The sequence below is a fragment of the Halorubrum sp. SP3 genome (genome assembly GCF_005435195.1).
Lineage (GTDB): Archaea > Halobacteriota > Halobacteria > Halobacteriales > Haloferacaceae > Halorubrum > Halorubrum sodomense.
Genome location: NZ_SGTU01000004.1, coordinates 135,833 through 155,367 on the forward strand (window position 1 = coordinate 135,833; position 19,535 = coordinate 155,367).

The 19,535-nt window shown below is 70.8% G+C and carries 19 protein-coding genes and 1 tRNA gene; 10 read left to right on the top strand and 10 right to left on the bottom strand.

Annotated elements, in window-relative coordinates; translation table 11 throughout:
* The first annotated feature begins 28 nt into the window (after positions 1–28).
* On the top strand, positions 29–661 hold the full coding sequence (locus EXE42_RS04675) for a class I SAM-dependent methyltransferase (RefSeq protein ID WP_137694396.1): 633 nt from the start codon (positions 29–31) through the stop codon (positions 659–661).
* A gap of 60 nt (positions 662–721) precedes the next feature.
* Complete coding sequence (locus EXE42_RS04680) at positions 722–3,211, top strand: methyl-accepting chemotaxis protein (RefSeq protein ID WP_137705984.1); 2,490 nt, start codon at positions 722–724, stop codon at positions 3,209–3,211.
* A gap of 59 nt (positions 3,212–3,270) precedes the next feature.
* On the opposite strand, the gene EXE42_RS04685 is transcribed toward EXE42_RS04680, so the two are convergent.
* Together EXE42_RS04685 and EXE42_RS04690 are read right to left on the bottom strand one after the other, a co-directional pair.
* A complete protein-coding gene (locus tag EXE42_RS04685; protein ID WP_092921281.1) occupies positions 3,271–3,555 on the bottom strand; it encodes a hypothetical protein in 285 nt (94 codons plus the stop codon).
* A 13-nt stretch (positions 3,556–3,568) separates the two neighbouring features.
* Entirely contained in the window at positions 3,569–4,093 is a 525-nt protein-coding gene (locus tag EXE42_RS04690; protein WP_092921278.1) for a DoxX family protein, read from the bottom strand.
* A 227-nt stretch (positions 4,094–4,320) separates the two neighbouring features.
* Here EXE42_RS04690 and EXE42_RS04695 point away from each other — a divergent pair.
* Positions 4,321–4,391 (top strand) — tRNA-Gly (locus EXE42_RS04695).
* Positions 4,392–4,498: 107 nt separating this feature from the next.
* On the opposite strand, the gene EXE42_RS04700 is transcribed toward EXE42_RS04695, so the two are convergent.
* From EXE42_RS04700 to EXE42_RS04710, 3 genes are all read right to left on the bottom strand, one after another.
* The gene (locus EXE42_RS04700; protein WP_092921276.1) at positions 4,499–5,389 is read right to left on the bottom strand and encodes a winged helix-turn-helix domain-containing protein; all 891 of its coding nucleotides are present in this window, start codon (positions 5,387–5,389) and stop codon (positions 4,499–4,501) included.
* A gap of 188 nt (positions 5,390–5,577) precedes the next feature.
* Positions 5,578–5,835, bottom strand: a complete 258-nt coding sequence (locus EXE42_RS04705) for a hypothetical protein (RefSeq protein WP_092921274.1) — start codon at positions 5,833–5,835, stop codon at positions 5,578–5,580.
* Positions 5,836–6,040: 205 nt separating this feature from the next.
* Positions 6,041–7,120 carry an NAD(P)/FAD-dependent oxidoreductase gene (locus tag EXE42_RS04710; RefSeq protein WP_092921272.1) on the bottom strand — a complete coding sequence of 360 codons (1,080 nt, stop codon included), beginning with the start codon at positions 7,118–7,120 and terminating at the stop codon, positions 6,041–6,043.
* Between the two features lie 168 nt (positions 7,121–7,288).
* On the opposite strand from EXE42_RS04710, the gene EXE42_RS04715 reads away from it, so the two are divergent.
* Both EXE42_RS04715 and EXE42_RS04720 read left to right on the top strand, forming a co-directional pair.
* Positions 7,289–7,606: a hypothetical protein gene (locus EXE42_RS04715; RefSeq protein ID WP_092921270.1), complete on the top strand. Its 318-nt coding sequence runs from the start codon at positions 7,289–7,291 to the stop codon at positions 7,604–7,606.
* A 116-nt stretch (positions 7,607–7,722) separates the two neighbouring features.
* Positions 7,723–9,930 (top strand): prolyl oligopeptidase family protein, encoded by a 2,208-nt coding sequence (locus EXE42_RS04720; RefSeq protein WP_137705986.1) that lies wholly within the window; start codon positions 7,723–7,725, stop codon positions 9,928–9,930.
* Between the two features lies 1 nt (position 9,931).
* Here EXE42_RS04720 and EXE42_RS04725 read toward each other — a convergent pair whose 3' ends face one another.
* Positions 9,932–10,612, bottom strand: a complete 681-nt coding sequence (locus tag EXE42_RS04725; RefSeq protein WP_137694408.1) for a metallophosphoesterase — start codon at positions 10,610–10,612, stop codon at positions 9,932–9,934.
* A 435-nt stretch (positions 10,613–11,047) separates the two neighbouring features.
* Complete coding sequence (gene msrA, locus EXE42_RS04730; protein ID WP_092921264.1) at positions 11,048–11,587, bottom strand: peptide-methionine (S)-S-oxide reductase MsrA; 540 nt, start codon at positions 11,585–11,587, stop codon at positions 11,048–11,050.
* Between the two features lie 384 nt (positions 11,588–11,971).
* On the opposite strand from msrA, the gene EXE42_RS04735 reads away from it, so the two are divergent.
* Positions 11,972–13,159: a redox-regulated ATPase YchF gene (locus tag EXE42_RS04735; protein ID WP_092921262.1), complete on the top strand. Its 1,188-nt coding sequence runs from the start codon at positions 11,972–11,974 to the stop codon at positions 13,157–13,159.
* A gap of 43 nt (positions 13,160–13,202) precedes the next feature.
* On the opposite strand, the gene EXE42_RS04740 is transcribed toward EXE42_RS04735, so the two are convergent.
* Positions 13,203–13,670, bottom strand: a complete 468-nt coding sequence (locus EXE42_RS04740; protein ID WP_137705987.1) for a GNAT family N-acetyltransferase — start codon at positions 13,668–13,670, stop codon at positions 13,203–13,205.
* A 164-nt stretch (positions 13,671–13,834) separates the two neighbouring features.
* Between EXE42_RS04740 and EXE42_RS04745 the strand changes: the two genes are divergently transcribed.
* Together EXE42_RS04745 and EXE42_RS04750 are read left to right on the top strand one after the other, a co-directional pair.
* Positions 13,835–14,665 carry an amidohydrolase family protein gene (locus tag EXE42_RS04745; protein ID WP_092921260.1) on the top strand — a complete coding sequence of 277 codons (831 nt, stop codon included), beginning with the start codon at positions 13,835–13,837 and terminating at the stop codon, positions 14,663–14,665.
* 82 nt (positions 14,666–14,747) lie between these two features.
* A complete protein-coding gene (locus tag EXE42_RS04750) occupies positions 14,748–15,209 on the top strand; it encodes a DUF371 domain-containing protein (RefSeq protein WP_137705988.1) in 462 nt (153 codons plus the stop codon).
* Positions 15,210–15,239: 30 nt separating this feature from the next.
* Here EXE42_RS04750 and EXE42_RS04755 read toward each other — a convergent pair whose 3' ends face one another.
* Both EXE42_RS04755 and EXE42_RS04760 read right to left on the bottom strand, forming a co-directional pair.
* Positions 15,240–15,587: a hypothetical protein gene (locus EXE42_RS04755; RefSeq protein ID WP_092921258.1), complete on the bottom strand. Its 348-nt coding sequence runs from the start codon at positions 15,585–15,587 to the stop codon at positions 15,240–15,242.
* Between the two features lie 54 nt (positions 15,588–15,641).
* The gene (locus EXE42_RS04760; protein WP_137705989.1) at positions 15,642–16,241 is read right to left on the bottom strand and encodes a CoA pyrophosphatase; all 600 of its coding nucleotides are present in this window, start codon (positions 16,239–16,241) and stop codon (positions 15,642–15,644) included.
* A 524-nt stretch (positions 16,242–16,765) separates the two neighbouring features.
* Between EXE42_RS04760 and proS the strand changes: the two genes are divergently transcribed.
* Positions 16,766–18,241: a proline--tRNA ligase gene (gene proS / locus EXE42_RS04765; protein WP_092921256.1), complete on the top strand. Its 1,476-nt coding sequence runs from the start codon at positions 16,766–16,768 to the stop codon at positions 18,239–18,241.
* Between the two features lie 137 nt (positions 18,242–18,378).
* Positions 18,379–19,449: a hypothetical protein gene (locus tag EXE42_RS04770; RefSeq protein ID WP_137706020.1), complete on the top strand. Its 1,071-nt coding sequence runs from the start codon at positions 18,379–18,381 to the stop codon at positions 19,447–19,449.
* Positions 19,450–19,535: the final 86 nt, after the last annotated feature.

A 19,535-nucleotide genomic window follows, 5' to 3' on the forward strand; every position in this document is an offset into this window, starting at 1 on the left:
TATACCCCTCGCGGCCGAGGGAGAGCGTATGGACCTCCAGTCGACGTACGACCGCATCGCGGCGCACTTCTCGAAGACCCGGGAGCACGCGTGGCCCGAGGTCGAGTCGTTCCTGGAGGGGCGGTCGGGGACCCTCGCGCTCGACGTCGGCTGCGGGAACGGGCGACACACGGAGGCGCTCGCGACGCGTGCCGAGACCGCGGTCGGCGTGGACCTCAGCCGCGGGCTGCTCGACGAGGCGGCCGCCCGCGCTCTCGGGCGCGGGTTCGCGGACGCGACCGAGTTCGTCCACGGGGACGCGGCCGCGCTGCCGGTCCGCGACGACGCGGTCGACCTCGGGGTCTACGTCGCAACGCTCCACCACCTCTCGCCGCGAGCAGCCCGGATCGAGAGCCTGAACGAACTGGCGCGCGCCCTCGCGCCCGGCGGGGTCGCGCTCGTCAGCGCGTGGAGCACGGCACACGACCGATTCGACCGCGACGACGGGTTCGACACGACCGTCGACTGGACCCTGCCGGGCGGCGAGACGGTCCCGAGGTACTATCACATCTACTCGCCTTCGGAGTTCGAGTCAGACCTCGACGAAAGCGCCCTCGAAACGCTCGAAACCGCGGTTTCGAGCGGGAACTGCTACGCGACCGTCTCGGCTCCGGACAGCTGATTATCGCGTGTGATACCAGCGTGCGGGGATTAAATAAGGTTTGTCGACCGTCTCGTGGTAATGGCCGATACCTTCCTCGAGCGGCTCCTCCGTCGGGTCGCGCCCGGCGTGGTGGCTCGAAGCTATCTCGCGAAGTTCCTCGTGGCCCTCGTCGTCGTCGTCCTCGCGATCGGCGCCGTCGGGGCCGTCACGTACGCGGAGACGACGGATCAGCTCGAATCGAGCGCGCAGGGCGACTACACGGCCGTCGCGGAGCTGGGCGCCCTCGAGGCCGACGGCTGGACCAGCGAGCGGCGGAGCCTCGCCGGTGAGGTCGCGGACAACGACGTCTACGGCGAGGATCCGGACGCGGTCGCCGCGTACCTCTCGTCGCGGCTGTCGCGGGCGAGCGACGACGTCCGGGCGTTCCACTTTATCGACCGCGAAGACGGGACGGTCATCGCGTCGACGGACGAGGCCCAGGGGGGCGGCGACCGGGCGGAGACCCTCACGAGCCGGCCGTGGTTCGACGACGGGCTCCTGCTCGGCGACACGGTCACGACCACGCCGACGTACGAGGTCGACGGGGAGCGTCGGGTCGCGTACGTCGCCGGGACGCCCGAGCGGGAGTACGCGGTCGTGGAGGTCTCGCTCGAGTCGATGGTCGGCGAGTTCCGGCAGCCGACGGACGGCGCGTTCACGACGCTGGTCGAAGGGGACGGCACGATCGGCGCGAGCGACCGCGACGGCGTCGCCGGGGAGCGATACGACGAGACGCTCCGTTCGCGGCTCTCCGACGGGAAGGACTCGGTCGGACACGTCTCGTCGGCGACGCTCGGCTTCGCGGACGGCGCGCGCTACTTCGTCGCGTACGCCCCCGTCCCGTCCGAGGGCTGGTCCGTCGCCGTCCACGTCCCCCGCTCTGAGGCGTACGCGCTCTCGGGGATGATCGGGCGGAACCTGATCCTCATCGTCGGCGTCGCGATCGTCGGGCTCGGGCTGATCGGCGCGACCCTCGGTCGCGGCACCGTCGTCGAACTGAACCGGCTCCGGGCGCGGGCGTCGGCGCTGGCCGACGGCGACCTCGGCGTTGACTTCCACACGGAGCGACGCGACGAGTTCGGGGACCTCTCCGTCGCGTTCGCGACCATGCGCGACTCGCTGCGCGAGCAGATCGAGTCGGCCGAGACGCAGCGCGAGCGCGCCGAGGCGGCGAAGGCGGAGAGCGAGGCGTTCGCCGACCGGCTGGAGTCTCGGGCGGGCGACTTCGGCGAGACGATGGCGGCCTGCGCGGACGGCGACCTCACCGCCCGGCTACGCGTCGAGCCCGACGACCCGGACGCCCTCCGCTCCATCGCCACGGAGTTCAACGACGCCATGGACGAACTCGAGGGCGCGATCGCCGAGGTCGACGCGTTCGCGGTCGAGGTGGCCGAGCGGAGCGACGCGGTCACCGACGGCACCGACGAGGCCGCGGCCGCCGGCCGGGAGACCAGCGAGGCGGTCGACGAGATATCCGCCGGCGCGGAGCGGCAGAGCCGCCGGCTGGCCGAGGTGGCCGGCGAGATGGAGGACATGTCGGCGACCGTCGAGGAGGTCGCCGCCTCCGCGGACCAGGTCGCGACCACCTCCCGGCGGGCCGACGCGCTCACCGAGGAGGGGCGCGAGGCCGCCGCCGACGCCGTCGCGGAGCTCCACGCGATCGAGGCGCGCTCCGAGTCCGCCGCCGAGACGATCGAGCGGCTCGAGGCCGAGATGGCCGAGGTCGACGCGATCGTCGAGACGATCTCGGAGATCGCCGACCAGACGAACCTGCTCGCGCTCAACGCCTCGATCGAGGCCGCCCGCGCGGGCGAGGCCGGCTCCGGCTTCGCGGTCGTCGCCGAGGAGGTGAAGACGCTCGCCGAGGAGACGCAGGCGTCCGCCGCCGAGGTGGAGTCCCTCATCGCGGGCCTCCGCGAGCGCACCGACGAGAGCGTCGACGAGATGGCCGCGATCCGCGACGGCGTCGACGACGGCGTCGCGGTCGTCGAGGACGCGGAGGACGCGCTCTCTGAGGTCGCGAACCGGGTGAGCGAGGCCGACGACGGCGTTCAGGAGATATCCGGCGCGATGGACGCGCAGGCGACGTCGGTCAACGAGGTGACCGGCGCGGTCGACGACCTCGCGGGCGTGAGCCAGCAGACCACCGCCGAGGCGACCACCGTCGCCGCCGCCGCCGAGGAGCAGGCCGCCACGCTCGGCGAGGTCTCCGAGCAGGCGCACGACCTCCGCGAACGGGCGGCGGACCTCCGGCGGACGACCGAGGCCTTCGATGTCGACGTCGAGGCGGGTGCGGTCGGTGACGACGGTCCAACGAGTGACGCGGAGGCCGGCGAGTCGGCGGCGACGACGGAGACGGGCGAGTCGGCGTTCACGTTCGGCGGCGACGGCGATCCGGACTCGACCGCCCCCGCCAGCACGGACGGCGGCACCGCCGACGGAGCGGACTCGGCGGACGATCCGCCGCTGGACGGACCGAAGGACTCGGAGGCGTCACTCGACGAACGGGCGAGTACCGCAGAAGAGTGACCGTCGTCCGCGACGCCGCCGCACGTCGGTCGAGTCGCGGTCGGTGACTCCGCCTCGGTTCAGTCGGCCATCGTCTCGTGGCTGACGTCCCGGTCCTCCGGGAGCGGCGCCACGAGACGGTACGCCGCGTACAGGCCGAGCACCGCGAGGCCCGCCAGCACGAATCCCGTCCGGATCTCGGGGGCGATCAGCGGCGTCGCGACCACCTCGCCCGCCTCGTTCGTCATCGGAACCGGGCTGTACGGCTGTCCCGCCAGGACCTCTACGAGTCCCAGGACGACGATGCCGAACAGCATCAGTCCCGCGCTCAACGCCCGCGCCGCCGTGTCGATGATGTCTGTCATTAGTGGTCACCTCTCAGCCGAGTAGGTACCGCAGTTTGGGGTTCTGTTTGACGAGTTCGGTCCGTTCGATGAGCGCGTCGAGGCCGTAGTACCGCCCGGCCGCGAGCACGATCACCGTCATGAACAGGAGCAGCCCCATCAGGTCGCTGTTGACGACGCCGTGACCGAACCCGGCGTTGCCGATCCAGAAGAGGCTCATGAAGATGACTCCGCCGAACGCGGCGAACCGGGTCAGTGCTCCCGCCATCAGCGCGAGGCCGATGAGCGTCTCGAAGAGGGGTACCCCGGGCTCGATGAGCCACGCGAGGTTGTTCCCCATCCAGACCGGGATGCCGCCGAGGGCGGTCCCGGTCATCTGTTGCATGTACGCCGAGCCGTAGGTGTACGCGAAGCCGCTCTCGATGATCTTCGTGATCCCGGAGTGGAAGAACCACCACCCGGTGACGACGCGGATGAACGCGATCCAGTAGGTCGCCCACGGTCCGTCCAGCGCGAACTCGGTCTCGCCGACCAGCGGATTGCTCGATTGGTATGACATCGGTCTCACCTCACGGATGTACGTTGGGTGGGTACACACATATGTCCCGAACAGGTTTCTAAGCGGCTGAAAAGGGTTCTAACGAGCTGGGAGAGGTCCGCAGTATCGTGGGTCTTTAACACCTAACCGCGCCCCTCGGGCGGCGTTCCACCTGCCGACCCACCCGAACACGGAACGCTTATGAGACTCGTTCCGCCTACGTGTAGGTGCGTCATCGGCCGACGCGAGCGCCGGTGGTCTAGTGGTAGGACCTGAGCCTTCCAAGCTCATGGCCCGGGTTCAAATCCCGGCCGGCGCATCCTCCCGCACATAACGAACGAGGAGCGACAGCGACGAGTGAGTCGGTGCGGGAGGATGCGCCGAGGGATTCGAATCAGAGAGCGAGCGAAGCGAACGTCAACAGGCTCACTCCCAGTCGACCACGTCGAGCGACCCGTCGAGCGTGAACCGGTGTTCGGTGCCGCCGATTGGTGCCGTCACCGCGACGCGGACCGGATCCTCGTCGACCACCCGCTCGGTCGCCTCGTTGAGCCACGTCTGTTCCCAGTGCGGGACCGCCCGGTAGTCGATCCCGGCGTCGTACAACAGCGACACCGTCGCGGGGTGGCCGATGAGCGTCCCCCTGGCGCCGCTCCGCCGCCACTCCCCGCAGGCTCGGCACTCGTGGATGACGTCGACCGAACCGTCAAGGTCGGGTTCGAAGTCGGGGTGGAACCGGGCGACCGTCTGCTCGATCGGACCGTCGCACAGGTGACAGAACCCTCGGTTGGTCCGCTCGACGGTCAGCATCGAGAAGCGGCTCCCGACCACGGGGACGTCGTCCGCGTCGTTCGACTCGACGACGATCGGCGGCACCGGGACGGCGTCCGGCCGTCGGTCGCAGGTGTCGCAGCCGAACCGCAGTTCGCCGTCGCGGTACTCGACGGTCGTGCTCCCGTCGCAGTCCGAGATGTGGCAGTCGCCGACGGCCGCCTGTCGGACGCTCGGTCCGTCCGTCTCCGTGTAGGCCCCCGAGACGGCGTCGCCGATCAGCTTCGCCCCGGTGTGGGTCAGGCTGTAGCGCTCCTCGCGCTTGCGGACGAACTCCGGGACGAGCTTCCCGAGGTGGTAGTTGAACCGGCCGCCGTCGCTGACCCCCACCCGCTCGCGGAGCTCCGAGAACGAGGCGCCTTCCCCGTCGGAGACGCGAACGTCCCACAGCGCTCGGAGGATCTCGATTCGGGTGTCGCTGGCGACGAGCCCGAACGCCCGCTCCAGTTCGACCCCGGAATCGGTGAGGAAGCCGTCGCTCGTCACACCGACACCATCCGAGAGGTCCGACTTAGTGTTTCGGCCGGCCCTCGGCGCGACGCGCGACCGCCGAACCGCCGGGCGTGTCGACGGCGCTCGCGGGCCGCCGAGGCGGGCCGGTCGGAGGGTGTCGGTATTTGCGAGTCGGTGGCGGCGAACCGCGGCGTCGGTGCGCTCGGAGCCGATCCGTCGGCTCAGTCCGGGCGCGGCCGCGGTTCGGAAGGCGACGCGTCAGCGGGGGGCTGCCGACCGGCTTCGCGGCGTCGGTACGCCTCGCGACCGACGCCGACGGCCGCCGCCGCGACGACGGCTGCGATGCCGACCGCCGGGACGAGCAGGGTCCCGACGACGAACGCCGCGAGGAGGGTGAACGCGGCGAGTCCGGATAGCGTTCGCGGGCCGCTTGGCCCCTGATGGTCGCCGATCGGCGGATCGAGTGGTCCGTGTTGCATCGCAACCGATGAAAGGCACTACGGGAAGTTAAATATAATCTGAATTACATTTCTGTAACGCGCGTTACCGAAATTCTCTTCTGTAACTACGGCCCGCTCGGAAGAGCGTCGCCTCCGCGTTCCTCTCGGCGTCCCCGCGCGCCGGTCTCACGTCGGACGCCCGGCCCGGTCAGCGTGTCGACCCGGGGGCCGCCGGAAGCGCGAATCAGTCGTCGTCGGCAGCCGGCGCCTCGGCGTCGTCCGTCTCGGCCACCTCCGTCCGCGGGCCGCCGGCGTGCCCCTCGTGGGCGACGGCAGTCGCCATGAGGTCCGGCGGGATCGCGGGCACCTCGTCGGCGTCGACGGGACCGTCGCGCGCGATCTCCTCGGTCGAGCGCGGGAAGTCGCGGAGGCTCTTGTGGAGCGCGATGCCGGCCTTCGCGCCTTGCCCCATCGCGACGGGCACCTGGTTGTGGCCCGGCGTCACGTCGCCGACCGCGAACACGCCGTCCTCGCTGGTGCGCCCGTGGTCGTCGACGTCGACTTCCCCGCCGTCGGTGAGGTCGCAGCCGAGCCCCTCCGCGAGCGAGGTGTTGTAGTCGGAGCCGTACATCGGGAACCCGCCGCGATACTCGCGGCGGGTGCCGTCCTCGAACTCCATCGCCTCCAGCCAGCCGGAGTCCGGGTCGTTCTCGATGCCGGTGACGTCCTCGTGAACGATCTCGACGGGGTGCGCCTCCAGTTGGGCGGCCGTCTCGTCGCTCCACGTCGGCTCCGCGCCGCGGGTCAGGAGGTCCACGTCGTCGGTCATGTTCAGCATGATCATCGCGACGTGGGCGGCGGCCTCGCCGTGCCCCATCACGTACACCGGCTCGTCGACGAACATGTAGGCGTCGCAGTGGAGACACCAGTGGAGCCCCTTCGCGTTCCGCGGCAGCGGCGGGTCGGGGCGCTCGTCGGAGAACCCGGTGGCGAGCACGACGCGGTCCGCGAGGATCTCGTCGTCGCTCGTCGTCAGCCGGAAGCGGCCGTCGTCGGTCTCGACGGCGTCCGTGACGAAGTCCTGAACGAAGGTGCCGCCGTACGACTCCACCTGCTCGCGGCCGGTCGCGAGCAGCTCGTTGCCGGACACGTCCTCCGTGACGCCGATCACGTTGTGGGTGTCGGCCATCATCGCCGCGCGGCCGCCGCCGCGGTCGATCAGCACCGTCTCGTGGCCCAGTCGGGCCCCGTACAGCGCGGTCGTCAGCCCGGCCGGCCCGCCGCCGACCACCGCAATCTCGTACTCGTCGTCGGACGAACTCATTACCGATCGTACGTGATGCGGCGGTTTAAATCGCCCCGTGCTGTGCGCTGACCGCGACCAGCCACGGTCGTTCGGGTCGCAGCGCGTCACGGGCTCTCGGCGTCGGCGTGGTCACGACCCGACCGCGTGCCCCGAAGTTTATGCCTTCGCACCGCGTTCGGTCGGCCAGTGCCCTCTCGTCTCGCCCTCGCCGTCGGTCTCCTGATCGCCGGGGCCGCCGCGGACGTCGGAACGACGTACGTCGCGCTCTCCGGCAGCGAGTACGTCGAGGGCTCGCCGGTCGGTCGCCTGTTCATCGCCCGGTTCGGGCTCTTCGGCGGGATGCTCCTCACGAAGGTCGTCGGGATGGCCGTCATCGGCGTTCCGGTCGCGGTCGCCGGCGGCACGCGGCGGTTCGTCGCGACCTTGATGTGCGCGGGCGTCGGCGCCCTCTCGCTCGCGGTCGCCGCGCGGAACCTGCTGTTCGTCGCGGGCCTGTGGGCGTGAGGCTCCCGGTCGGCCCTCGACCGTAACCGCCGCCTCGTCGCCCGCGAGACCGGCGGATCAGCGGTCTCGGCCGCCGCGACCCCAGCGGTTTTGCGTCGCCGGCGACACCGGTCCGTATGTCACGCGAATCCGTTCCGGCCCGCTCTCCGCCGGAGACGAAGCGAGAGGTCGTCACGGAGACGCTTCACGGGGTCGACGTCGACGACCCGTACCGGTGGCTCGAAGGCGACGGCGCGGCGGTCGACGACTGGGTCGACGCGCAGAACGCCCACGTCGACGCCGTCCTCGACGACGGGCTCCGGGACCGGCTTCGCCCGCGCTTCGAGGACCTCGTCGAGGTGGCCGACTACGGCCCGATAACCGTCCGCGAGGGGCGGTACTTCGCGACGGTCCGCGAACCGGGGGACGACCACGCCCGCCTCGTGGTCCGCGACGCGCCCGACGGCGCGGACCGGCTCCTCGTCGACCCGAACGCGTGGCCGGCGAACCGCGACGACGACCGCGAGCCGCGCTCGATGGCGTGGTACGTCCCGTCCCACGACGGCGAGCGCGTCGCCGTCGGCGTCACCGAGGGCGGCGACGAGAACTACGACGTGCGCGTCCTCTCGGTGCCCGACCCGAGCGAAGCGGGGTCGACCGCCGACGCCGACGACCCCGAGGCCGCGGGGGACGACGGCTACGGCCCGGGCGTCGAGGAGGTCGCCGTCCTCCCCGAGCGCGGCCGCGTCGACGCGGGGAGCCTCGCGTGGGCGGCCGACGGCGAGGGGTTCGTCTACGTCGCCACCGGTGGCGCGGCCGACGGCGCGCAGATGGACAAGGAGATCCGGCGTTTCCGGCTCGCGGACGGTCCCGAGGCGGAGACGGTCCTGCTCGAACACGACGATCAGCACGTCTGGCCGCGGGTCACGGTCGACCCCGACTCGGGGCTGCTCGCGGTCGCCTTCTCCGAGATGGTCGGCGGCACCGAGTGGTACGTCCACGTCGACGGGGAGCTCAGACCGGTCCTGACCGACACCGACGCCGAGACGTCGGTCCAGTTCCACGGGGGAACGGCGTTCGTCTCGACCGACCACGGCGCGCCGCGGCGCCGGCTGCTCGCCTGCTCCGTCGACCGCTTCCGCGAGGGCGACCTCTCGTTCGAGGAGTGCCGGGAGGTCCTCCCCGGCGGCGAGGGGATCATCCAGTCGGTCGTGCCGACCCCCGAGCGCCTCCTCGTCCACCGGCAGCGCGACGCGCACTCGCGGCTCTCCGTCCACGACCGCGACGGGACGCACCGTCGCGACGTGTCGCTGCCGTCGTACTGCTCCGTCACGTGGGTCTCCGGGGCCCGCAACGCGCCGGAGGCGTTCTTCGGGCTCACCGGCTTCGACCGGCCCCCGGCGGTCCGCGGGCTCGACCTCGACGGCGACGCGGGCGGCGGGGATTCGGGCGGCGAGGACCCGTCGGACCTCCCGTCGACGGAGCTCGATTCGGTCGACCTCTCCGTCCCCGACGACCTCGTCGTCGAACAGCGGTTCGTGGACTCGACGGACGGCGCCGAGGTCCCGGTCTTCGTCTGCTACCGCGAGGATGTCGCCGTCGACGGCCCGCGCCCGACGCTCCTGTACGGCTACGGCGGGTTCCGGAACAGCGTCACGCCCTCGTTCGGCCGGTTCCGGCTGCCGTTCCTCGCGGACGGCGGCGCGTTCGCGGCGGTGTGCGCCCGCGGCGGGTACGAGTACGGTGAGCCGTGGCACGAGGCCGGCATGCTGGCCGGAAAACAGCACACCTTCGACGACTTCGTCGCCGCGGGCGAGGCGCTCTGCGATTCGGGGCTCACCGACACCGACCACTTGGCCGTCGCCGGCGGGTCGAACGGCGGGCTCTCGGTCGGCGCGGTCGTCACCCAGCGCCCGGACCTGTGGGCGGCCGCGCAGTGCGCGGTCCCGCTGCTGGACATGCTCCGGTTCCACCGCTTCCTGCTCGGCGAGTCGTGGACGACGGAGTACGGCCACCCGGAGGACCCGGCGGCGTTCGAGTACCTCCGGGCGTACTCCCCGTACCACAACGTCGACCCCGACGCGACCAATCCGCCCGTCTACTTCACCACGGCCGCGAGCGACACGCGCGTCCACCCCTCGCACGCCCGGAAGATGACCGCGCGGCTCCAGAACGAGGCCGCGGGCGGCCCGTTCCTGTTGCGGACGAAGTCGGCCACCGGCCACGGCGTCGGCAAGCCCGCCTCGATGGTCGTCGACGAGCAGACGGACTCGTGGGCGTTCTGCTACGAGCAGTTAGGGATGGAGCCCGGGGCCGACGACCGCGACGCCGCGAACGCCGAGTGACTCACTTCCCCTCGTAGAGCCGCTCCGCGGTCGTTTCCGGGAGATCGGCCTCGCGGACCGCCTCGGCGACGCGGTCGACGTCGTACTCCACGCGGTGCGTCTCGACCGCGTCGACTCCCTCGGCCGTCGTGTCGAGGACCGCGTATCCGGCCCGGGGGTCGCCGTCGCGCGGCTGGCCGACGCTGCCGGGGTTACACACGAAGCCGCCGGCCACCTCGCGGCACCCCTGAACGTGGGTGTGGCCGAGGACGATGCCGGCGTACTCGCCCATGTGGCGGTCGAGGGTCGGGAACTCCTCCGGGTAGACGTAGGCGTCCTCGCGCTCGGCGGCGGGGTGCGAGTGGACGAGCAGGTACCGGTCGCCCGCGAACGTCTCCGCTCGCGGGAGGTCGCCGATCCACTCGCGCTGGTCGTCCGAGAGGGACGCCTTCGCGTGTTCGAGGCCCGCCTCGGCCATCCGGTTGGCGCCGTAGCGCTCCGGGGTCTCGACGGTGCGGTCGTGGTTCCCCCGGACCGTCGCGGCCGCGACCTCGCGCACGCGTTCGACGCACTCGGCCGGCCACGGGTTGTAACCGACCACGTCGCCAGCGCAGTAGATCCGGTCGACCGCGGGCATGTCGTCGAGCACCGTCTCCAGCGCGGGGAGGTTCGCGTGAACGTCCGAGATGAGGCCGATCTTCATCGCGAGGGGATTCGATCGGCGGCAGGGAATAGGTTGCGGCGGGAGGGTGTTGTGGGACGGGTGGCGGGGTCGTGGGGTTCCGAGAGGGGTTTAAATAGGCATTCGCGGTGGCGTGTGCCTCCGAGTGGCCGCCAAAGGCGGCCGCGAGGAGCGCGCGCGAGGGAGTCGGCCGACCGAAGCGAAGCGGAGGGAGGCCGACGAGGCTGGGGAGGTGAGAGGTGCGTTGCCGTGCTGTGCGGGTGGGAATCGAAGGGGCAGTCGTGCGGGCGTCGCAGGCGACGTAAGCACTGGAGGGAGTGAGCGAAGCGAACGACCGAAGCGCGCAGCGAGCGTGCGACGCCCGCACGACTGGGGCTTTAGCGGTGTTCCCCGTCGATCTGCGTTCAACTGCTATAAACAAACGAATGAGGCTTCGGCGGTGGTCCGTATCGATCCTTACGCCTTCACCTTCTCGCGGAAGCGCTCGCGGACCTTCTCCACCTTCGGCTGCGCGTGCATCGTACAGTAGGCGTCGGCCGGGTTCTTCTCGAAGTAGTCCTGGTGTTTCTCCTCGGCCCGGTAGAACGTCTCCAGCGGCTCGACCTCGGTGACGACCTCGTCGTCGTAGCCGCCCTCCTCGTCGAGCGCCGCGACGTACTCCTCGGCGAGCCGACGCTGCTCGTCGTCGTGGTAGAGCACGATCGACCGGTACTGGCTGCCAACGTCCGGCCCCTGCCGGTTCAACTGCGTCGGGTCGTGGACGGTGAAGAACACCTCGAGGATCTCCTCGTACGACAGGGCGTCGGCGTCGTACTCGACCTGAACCACCTCCGCGTGGCCGGTGTTGCCGGTACACACCTCGCGGTAGCCCGGGTCGTCGGCGTGGCCGCCGGCGTAGCCGGAGGTGACGCGCTCGACGCCGTCGAGTTCCTTGAACGCCGCCTCGACGCACCAGAAGCAGCCGCCGCCGACCGTCGCGGTCTCGGTGTCCGTCATGCTCACTCGTTGGCGGCGCAGACGTATTAATCACGCGCGGCCGGAACCGAGAGCGAAGATGCCGCCGGGCGTCCATCGCCATTAAGCGCCCTGTGGCGAACACCACCGGATCCCCTGTGGCGAGTCCTCGCCACTGCCCCTTCGAGTCCCGCCCGGCACGGCACCGCGACCTCACACCTCCGAGGCCCCGTCGCTCGCTGCCCGCGGTTTCACCGCTCGCGACTCCAGCGAGAGTCTTCGAGCTCTCACCGGCACGCGCCGGTCGGGCGCTCACCGGCACGCGCCGCCACGGGGTCTCGATCGGTTGTCGTCTTGTCCTCGAGTCTCGCTCACGTCGCTCCGTTCGACCGAAAGGCGCTTTTCGCGGGGCCGCGACCGTCAGGTATGCTCACGGTCGCGCTCGCGGGCAAGCCGAACGCCGGCAAGTCCACATTTTATACCGCCGCTACGATGGCCGACGTCGACGTCGCGAACTACCCGTTCACGACCATCGACGCCAACCGCGGGGTGACCCACGTCCGCACCGAGTGTCCGTGTCTCGACCGCGACGAACGCTGTGGCAACGAGAACTGCCGCGACGGGACGCGCTACGTCCCGATCGAACTGCTCGACGTCGCCGGGCTCGTGCCGGGCGCGCACGAGGGGAAGGGGCTCGGCAACCAGTTCCTCGACGAGCTGACGAACGCGGACGCGGTGTTGAACGTCGTCGACGCCTCGGGCGCCACGAACGCCGAGGGCGACCCCGTCGAGGTGGGGAGCCACGATCCGCTCGACGACGTGGACTTCATCGAGGAGGAGATGGACCTGTGGCTCGCGGGCATCGTCGACGGTAACTGGGAGGGCGTCGAGCGGAAGTCCCGGGCGCCCGACTTCGACCTGGAGGCCGCGCTCTCGGAGATGCTCACCGGGTTCGGCGCGACCGAGGGCGACGTGGCCGCCGTCCTCCGCGGGCTGGAGTACCCCGACGACCCGAAGGCCTGGACCGACGACGACCGCGAGGCCCTCGCGCGGGCGGTCCGCCGCCGCACCAAGCCGATCGTCGTCGTCGCGAACAAGGTCGACGCGGCGCCGGCGGGTGCGGTCGACCGGATCCGCGAGGGGACCGACAAGCCCGTGATCCCCGCGACCGCCGACGGCGAACTGGCCCTGCGGCGGGCCGCGGAGGCGGGCGTGGTCGACTACGACCCGGGCGACGAGTCGTTCGAGATCGTCGGAGACGTCTCCGACGACCAGCGCGCCGGCCTCGACGCGCTCCGCGGGTCGATGGACGAACACGGCGGGACGGGGGTTCAGACGGCGCTGAACGCGGCCGTCTACGACCTGCTCGACCGGATCACGGCCTACCCGGTCCAGGACGCCGGCAAGTGGACGGACGGGACGGGAAACGTGCTCCCGGACGCCTTCCTCCTGCCCGCGGGGTCGACCCCGCCCGACCTCGCGTACGCGGTCCACTCCGACATCGGCGAGGGGTACCTCCACGCGGTCGACGCGCGCGCCTCGCGCCGGATCGGCGAGGACCACGAGCTGACCGAGGGCGACGTGATCAAGATCGTCTCGACCGCGGGGCCGTGATCGGAGACCGGAGCGGCGACCGTCGTCGACGCGCTCCCTCGACTCACTCAAGGGGCCGCGCGTACGTCACCTGTTTGGGCTCGAACCCCGCGTCGCGGTAGAACCGTCGCGCGCCGTCGTTGTGCCACTCGCACGAGACCGTGAGGTAGTCGCGGTCCTCGTCGCGAGCCATCGCCTCCACCCGTTCCACGACCGCCGTGCCGTACCCACGGTTTCGGTGTTCCGCGTCGATTTCGACGTTCACGATGCTGAGGTATCTGGACCGCTTTCGGGAGGGACGACTGCCGGTTTCGAGGGTGACGAACCCGACGGTCTCGCCGTTGACGACGACGAGGTAGTCGGTTATCGACGGCTCTTCGAGGTGCGCGCGAAAGCCGTCGTCCGGAACGTCCGTCGCGTCCTCGTAGACGATCTCGTTCAGCTCCGAGTACGGCTCCATCGCCGTCGCGAGGCCGAACCATCGGTCGACGAGGGCGCCGAGGTCGTTCTCGGTCGCTTCGACGAGTTCCATATCGCCCCACGACGGCAGACGACCTTCAGTTTTCGTGCGCCGTGGGCCGTCGTCACATCCGGGAGGGGTGTCGAGTCGCGCTCGCAGCCGGGAGGGCGGGGCGACCCGCCGTGCGACCGACAGGCACATGCGGGTCGCCCGAGACGGGACGGTAGAGAGCCGCCATGCTCGGGCTCGAACACGACTTCCGGATCGTCGACACCCGCGCGACTCTCGACCCCGACGAGTCGTCGGTCGCCACCCACGGGCGGGACATCTCCCCGGAGCGACTGGAACGCGAGATGCTCCAGGCGGGGATCGTCCGCGCCGTGGCGAGCCCCGGCCAGCGCGCCGCCGGACGGAGCTACCTCCGCGCGAACAACGCCGTCGCCCGGCTGGCGATCGACCGCCCGTTCGTCGCGTTCGCCCGCCTCAACGGTCCCCGCGACCCGGGTACCGGCCCGGTGTCGGCCGTCCGGAACCTCCGCGCCGAGCGCGACGACCACCACACCCGACCGGACGACGTCGAGCAGTACTCCTACGACGACCGCTTCCACGGCTTCACGCTGGCGCCCCACGTCGACGGGCTCCCGGACGAGGACGTGCTCCGGCGGCTGGAGGACGCCGACCTCCCCCTCTTCGTCCACGCGGGGCGGGAGTTCCCGCCCGAGGCGGTCGAGACGGAGCTGCTCGGCTACGACCTCCCGGTCGTCCTCGGGAGCTTCGGCGGGTACCCGCTGGACGCCGAGCTGATGAATCGGACGCTGGACCTACTGGACGAACACGACCGACTGTACGTCGACACGAGCGCGGTCCGGTACCGCGAGGTGCTGGAACGCGGCGTGTTGGAACACCCCGACCGCGTCCTCTTCGGCTCCGGCGCGCCCGACGTCCACCCCAACGTCGGCGTGATGGAGGTGCTCACCCTCGACGTCTCAGAGGACCTGATGGCCCGGGTGCTGGCGAAGAACCCCGCCCGCCTCGTCCCCGCGCTCGCCGAGGGCGCCGATGTCTGAGGCGGTGGGAGCCGACGGCTCCGGCACCGGTCCGCGCCGCCGAAGCGACGGCCACTTGTCGCGCGCGCCGGATTTCACGGTAATGATCGACGACGCCGACGACCCCCTCGTGGAGGTGATCCGCGCGGTCGGCCACGAGAACGTGACCGCCGAGCACGCGAGCACGTTCGAACTCACGACCGACGACTGGCTCACGCCCGCCGGCGACTGTATCGTCGGCGTGGAGGCCGACCGAACCCCGCGGGACTTCTCCGCCGCGTTCCGGGAGGCGTGCCGGGACGCGGACGCGACGATCGAGGCGACGCTCGTCGTCGACGCGGGCGACGAGACGTACGCGGAAACGGTCACCGGGCGCGGCCACCCCGACCTCGCCCTGCTCGACGACCGCTCGATGGTGGGGCGCACGAGCGAGTACACCGACGACGAGCGGACGGTCCTCGTCGACGGCGACGCGGCCGCGGCCGATCTCGACCGCGACCTCGTGGCCGCGCTGGCCGACGAGGCCGAGCTGACGCTCCGACTGGCGGTCGAGCCCGCCGAGTGAACGGCCGTCCGGGAGCCGCGGGCCGCGCGGTCAGGACCGGTCGGCGGCGTCGATGAGGTCGAGGACGGGAAACGGCTCGGTCCGGTCGAACGAGGCGAAGATAGCCTCGTAGCGGGCCGAGGGCAACACGAACACGACGACGTTCTCGAAGAAGAGCGTCTGGGCCTCGAACGACTCGTCTATGAGCTGCTTGAACTCGTCGCCGGTGACCTGGTTCGCCATGATCAGCCGGTACGCGGACTCCAGGTCCCGGTCGGAGTACCGCGACTCGAGGTCGTCCCGGACGTACTCGACGGTGAAATCGAGGGACCCGAGGTGGGCTATCACCCGGGCCTCCGCGCCGTCGACGGCGCGGAGGCTTTCGACGAGGTCGACCATGCCGATGGATTTTGTTCCCGTGTGGTAAAAGTACCCATCCGGAGCTAACGACCCTCAAATCGGCAGTTCCGCGTCTGCCCCGATGACGCGGTCCGGCTCCTCGGGGGCACGCCAGTCGGTGGTTCGCTCCAGCAGTTGGACGACCATCCGCCCCGTCACGCCCCAGACGGTGTAGCCGTCGACGTGGAAGTAGTGGACGCGGTGATCGCCGTACTCAGGGTGGCCGACCCGCCGCTCCGACTCGTAGTTGTCGGGGTCGGTGAGGGCGTCAACGGGAAGCACCGCCACCTCCGCGACCTCCGACTCGTCGGGGACGTACTCGCGGTCGGACGCGACGCCGACGAACGGCCGGACCGAGTACTTGCTCGACGTGCGCGTGTCGTCGAGACGGCCGATCACGTCCACGTCGTTCGCCCGCATTCCGACCTCCTCGTCGGCTTCGCGGAGCGCGGTGTCCGTCAGCGTCCGATCGATCGGCTCTCGGCCGCCGCCGGGGAAGCTCATCTGGCCGGGGTGTTCGCCGAGGTGCGCGGCGCGCTTGGTGAACAGCAGGTGGGCGTCGCCGCCGCGCTCGATGACGGGCGCCAGCACCGCCGCCTCTCGCCGCCCGGCGAGCGACCGCGGCGTGTGTCGGCGCAGCCCCGACAGGTCCATGGGCGAGGTAGGCGACGCGAGGCGGTTAACGTTTCCCCGGCGACGGTATCGGTGGACGTGAACGTGTCACGCGTTCGGGCGGATTCCGGACGCGACGGTCCGACGGGCGTCCGGGGAGGGGCTCCGGCGACCCGTCGTTCCCCGATTGCCCCGGTCACACCGCGAGCGCCTGCTGGACGATCGTCGCCGCGAACGCCGACAGCACGAGGGCCGCTGCGATGAGTAGGACGGTCCGTTTCGTCGGGAACCTCATGCGTCGACCCACGGGTGGGACGGACAAGTACCCCGACGACCGTTCACACCGGATTTCGCTCGTTTTACGCCGAAAGCGGGCCTTACCGGCGATATTTATGAGGAGTAATCGGAGCCAACCGAAGCGGGCGGCGCGCCGGGAGGACGACCGGTCCGACCGGGACCGCCGACGCGATGCGTCCGCGAGCGAGAGCGGGGCGCGCGTGGCCGCCGCCCCGACGCGGCGGTCGGGTTCGGACCTTTTAAGCCCGCGACACCCGCTTTCGAGAGTAATGAGCGACGACGACCAAGAGCTCGGCATCACCGAGTCCAAGACGCACAACACCGGCGAGTGGTACGCCGAGGTCGTACGGAAGGCGGGGCTAGCCGACTACGGACCGGAGGGCATGAGCGGCTTCATCGTCACCCGCCCGCGAGCGTACGCCGTCTGGGAGCGGCTCCAGGGGTTCCTCGACGCGAAGTTCAAGGAGACCGGAGTCCAGAACGCCTACTTCCCGCTGTTCATTCCCGAGTCGTACCTCGAACGGGAGAAGGACATCGTGGAGGGGTTCGACCCCGAGGTGGCGTGGGTCGAGGAGGCGGGGAACAAGGAGCTCGAGGAGCGCCTCGCCGTCCGGCCCACCTCCGAGTCGATCATCACCCCGTACATCAGCCAGTGGGTGCGGAGCCACCGGGACCTCCCGCTGCGCGTGAACCAGTGGTGTTCCGTCGTCCGGTGGGAGGCGACCGAGACGAAGCCGTTCTTCCGCACGAAGGAGTTCCTCTGGCAGGAGGGCCACACCGCGCACGCGACCAGCGAGGACGCGTGGGACGAGACGCTGACGCGGCTCGACCAGTACGAGTCCGTCTACGAGGACCTGCTGGCGCTCCCGGTCCTCAAGGGACAGAAGCCCGACCACGACAAGTTCCCCGGCGCGGACACTACGACGACCGTCGAGGCGCTGATGCCCGACGGGAAGTCGGTCCAGGCGGGCACCTCCCACCACCTCGGACAGTCGTTCGCGGAGGCGTTCGACATCACCTACTCCGACGAGGACGAGGAGGAGCGGACCGCACACACCACCTCGTGGGGGCTCTCGTGGCGGGCGCTCGGCGCGCTGATCATGACCCACTCCGACGAGCAGGGGCTCGTCCTCCCGCACACGGTCGCGCCCACGCAGGTCGTCGTCGTCCCCATCTGGCAGGAGGACACGAAAGACGACGTGCTGGAGTACGCCGAGGGCGTGGCCGAGGACCTCGACGAGGCCGGGATCCGCGTCGAGCTCGACGACCGCGACGAGCGCAACCCCGGGTTCAAGTTCAACGAACACGAGTTGAACGGCGTCCCGCTCCGGATCGAAATCGGGCCCCACGAGGTCGACGACGGGGAGCTCACCCTCGTTCACCGCCCCGACGGCGAGACGATCGAGGTCGACCGCGACGGCGTCGCAGACGCCGTCCGCGACGGGTTCGACGAGATCTACGCCAAGCTGTACGCGACCGCCGAGGAGACCCTCGACGACGGCGTGCGCGAGGCCGACGACCGCGCCGAGATCCTCGGGACGCTCGGCCAGCACGGCGGCTACGTGAAGGCGCCGTGGTGCGGCGACGAGGCCTGTGAGGAACCGATCAAGGAGCCGCTGGCCGCCGAGATCGTGATGGTCCCCTTCGAGGACGACGACCCGCTCGTCGACGGTGACGGCGACGAGACGTGCGCGATGTGCGACGACGACGCCGAGCGGACCGCGTACTTCGCGAAGACGTACTGACGCGGGACGAGGGGGATCCCGCGGCGACGCACGTTTCCGAATATCACCCCGTCCCCGTCACGTCCCCCGATTAATCCGCGTTGATCCGGCTTAACGGAGTTCCGGATATATAGGTGAGGGACGCGTACGGACTGGTGATGAACCGATGGATCGCGAGTCTCCTCGCGGCGGCCGTCGCCGCGGCGGTGATCGCCGGCGCCGTCGCCGGCGCACCGGCGGGAACGGTGACCGCACAGCTCGACCCGACGACGACGAACGGGAGCGGCGCGAACGCCTCGCTCGACCTCAGTCCCGGTGAGCGTCTCGCCGGCGTCGTCGGGGTTCAGGGCGCCGAAATCGAGGGAGAAGTCGAGTCGCGCGCATTCGAGGTGGCGCTCAGACGGTCCGAGACCAACGAGAGCCGCGCCGACGTCGTCGCGGACCGGCTGAACCGGACCGAAGAGCGCCTCGCGGAGCTGGAGCAGCGGCAGCAGGAGCTCCGCGAGCGGCGCGAGGCCGGCGAGCTGAGCCGGGGCGAGTACGCCGCCCGGATGGCGAGGACGACCGCGCGGATCGAGACGCTCGCCCGCGCGCTGAATCGGAGCGCGAGCGTCGTCGCGTCGCTCCCGGCCGCCGTCCGGGACGAGCGCGGCGTCGACCCCGAGCGGTTGGCGGCGCTACGAGAGCGCGCGAACGAGCTCAGCGGCCCCGAGGTCGCCGCAATCGCCCGCAGCGTTGCCGGCGGGGGTGTCGGGGGGCCGATCGGACCCGGACGGCGCGGGCCACCCGGCAACGGAACCGATCGCGGACCGCCGGGCGACGCCGGCCCACCCGAGAACGGCTCGTCCGGGGGTGGCCCCGGGAACGGATCGGTCGGACCGCCGGGAGCCGGAGCAGCCGGTACGCCCAGCGCCGGTTCGGGAAACGGGTCGACGGGACCGTCGGAGACGGGCCCCGGGAACGGATCGAGCGGCGTCCCCGGACCGAACGGTCCCGCCGGAGAGAGTGCCGAAAACGGCTCGGAGACCGATACCGCGGACGGCTCCGACTCGTCTGACCCGCCCGGAAACGGTACCGCGACCGACGACGATTCCGGAAACGCGTCGACGGGCGCCCCGCCCGACTCCGGAGACGACGCCGACGGGGAGACCGGTCCGGGCGGTCCGGGCGGTGACCGTTCCGAGGGGAACGGCTCGAACGGCGACGCCGGGCCGCGACTCGGTGGGTGAGCGATGCCGCGCGGTGGGCTCGGAACGCGGCGCAGTTCGACCCGCGCCGGGGTATCGGAGCCGTCGCGGATGAGAAGGAATTTATC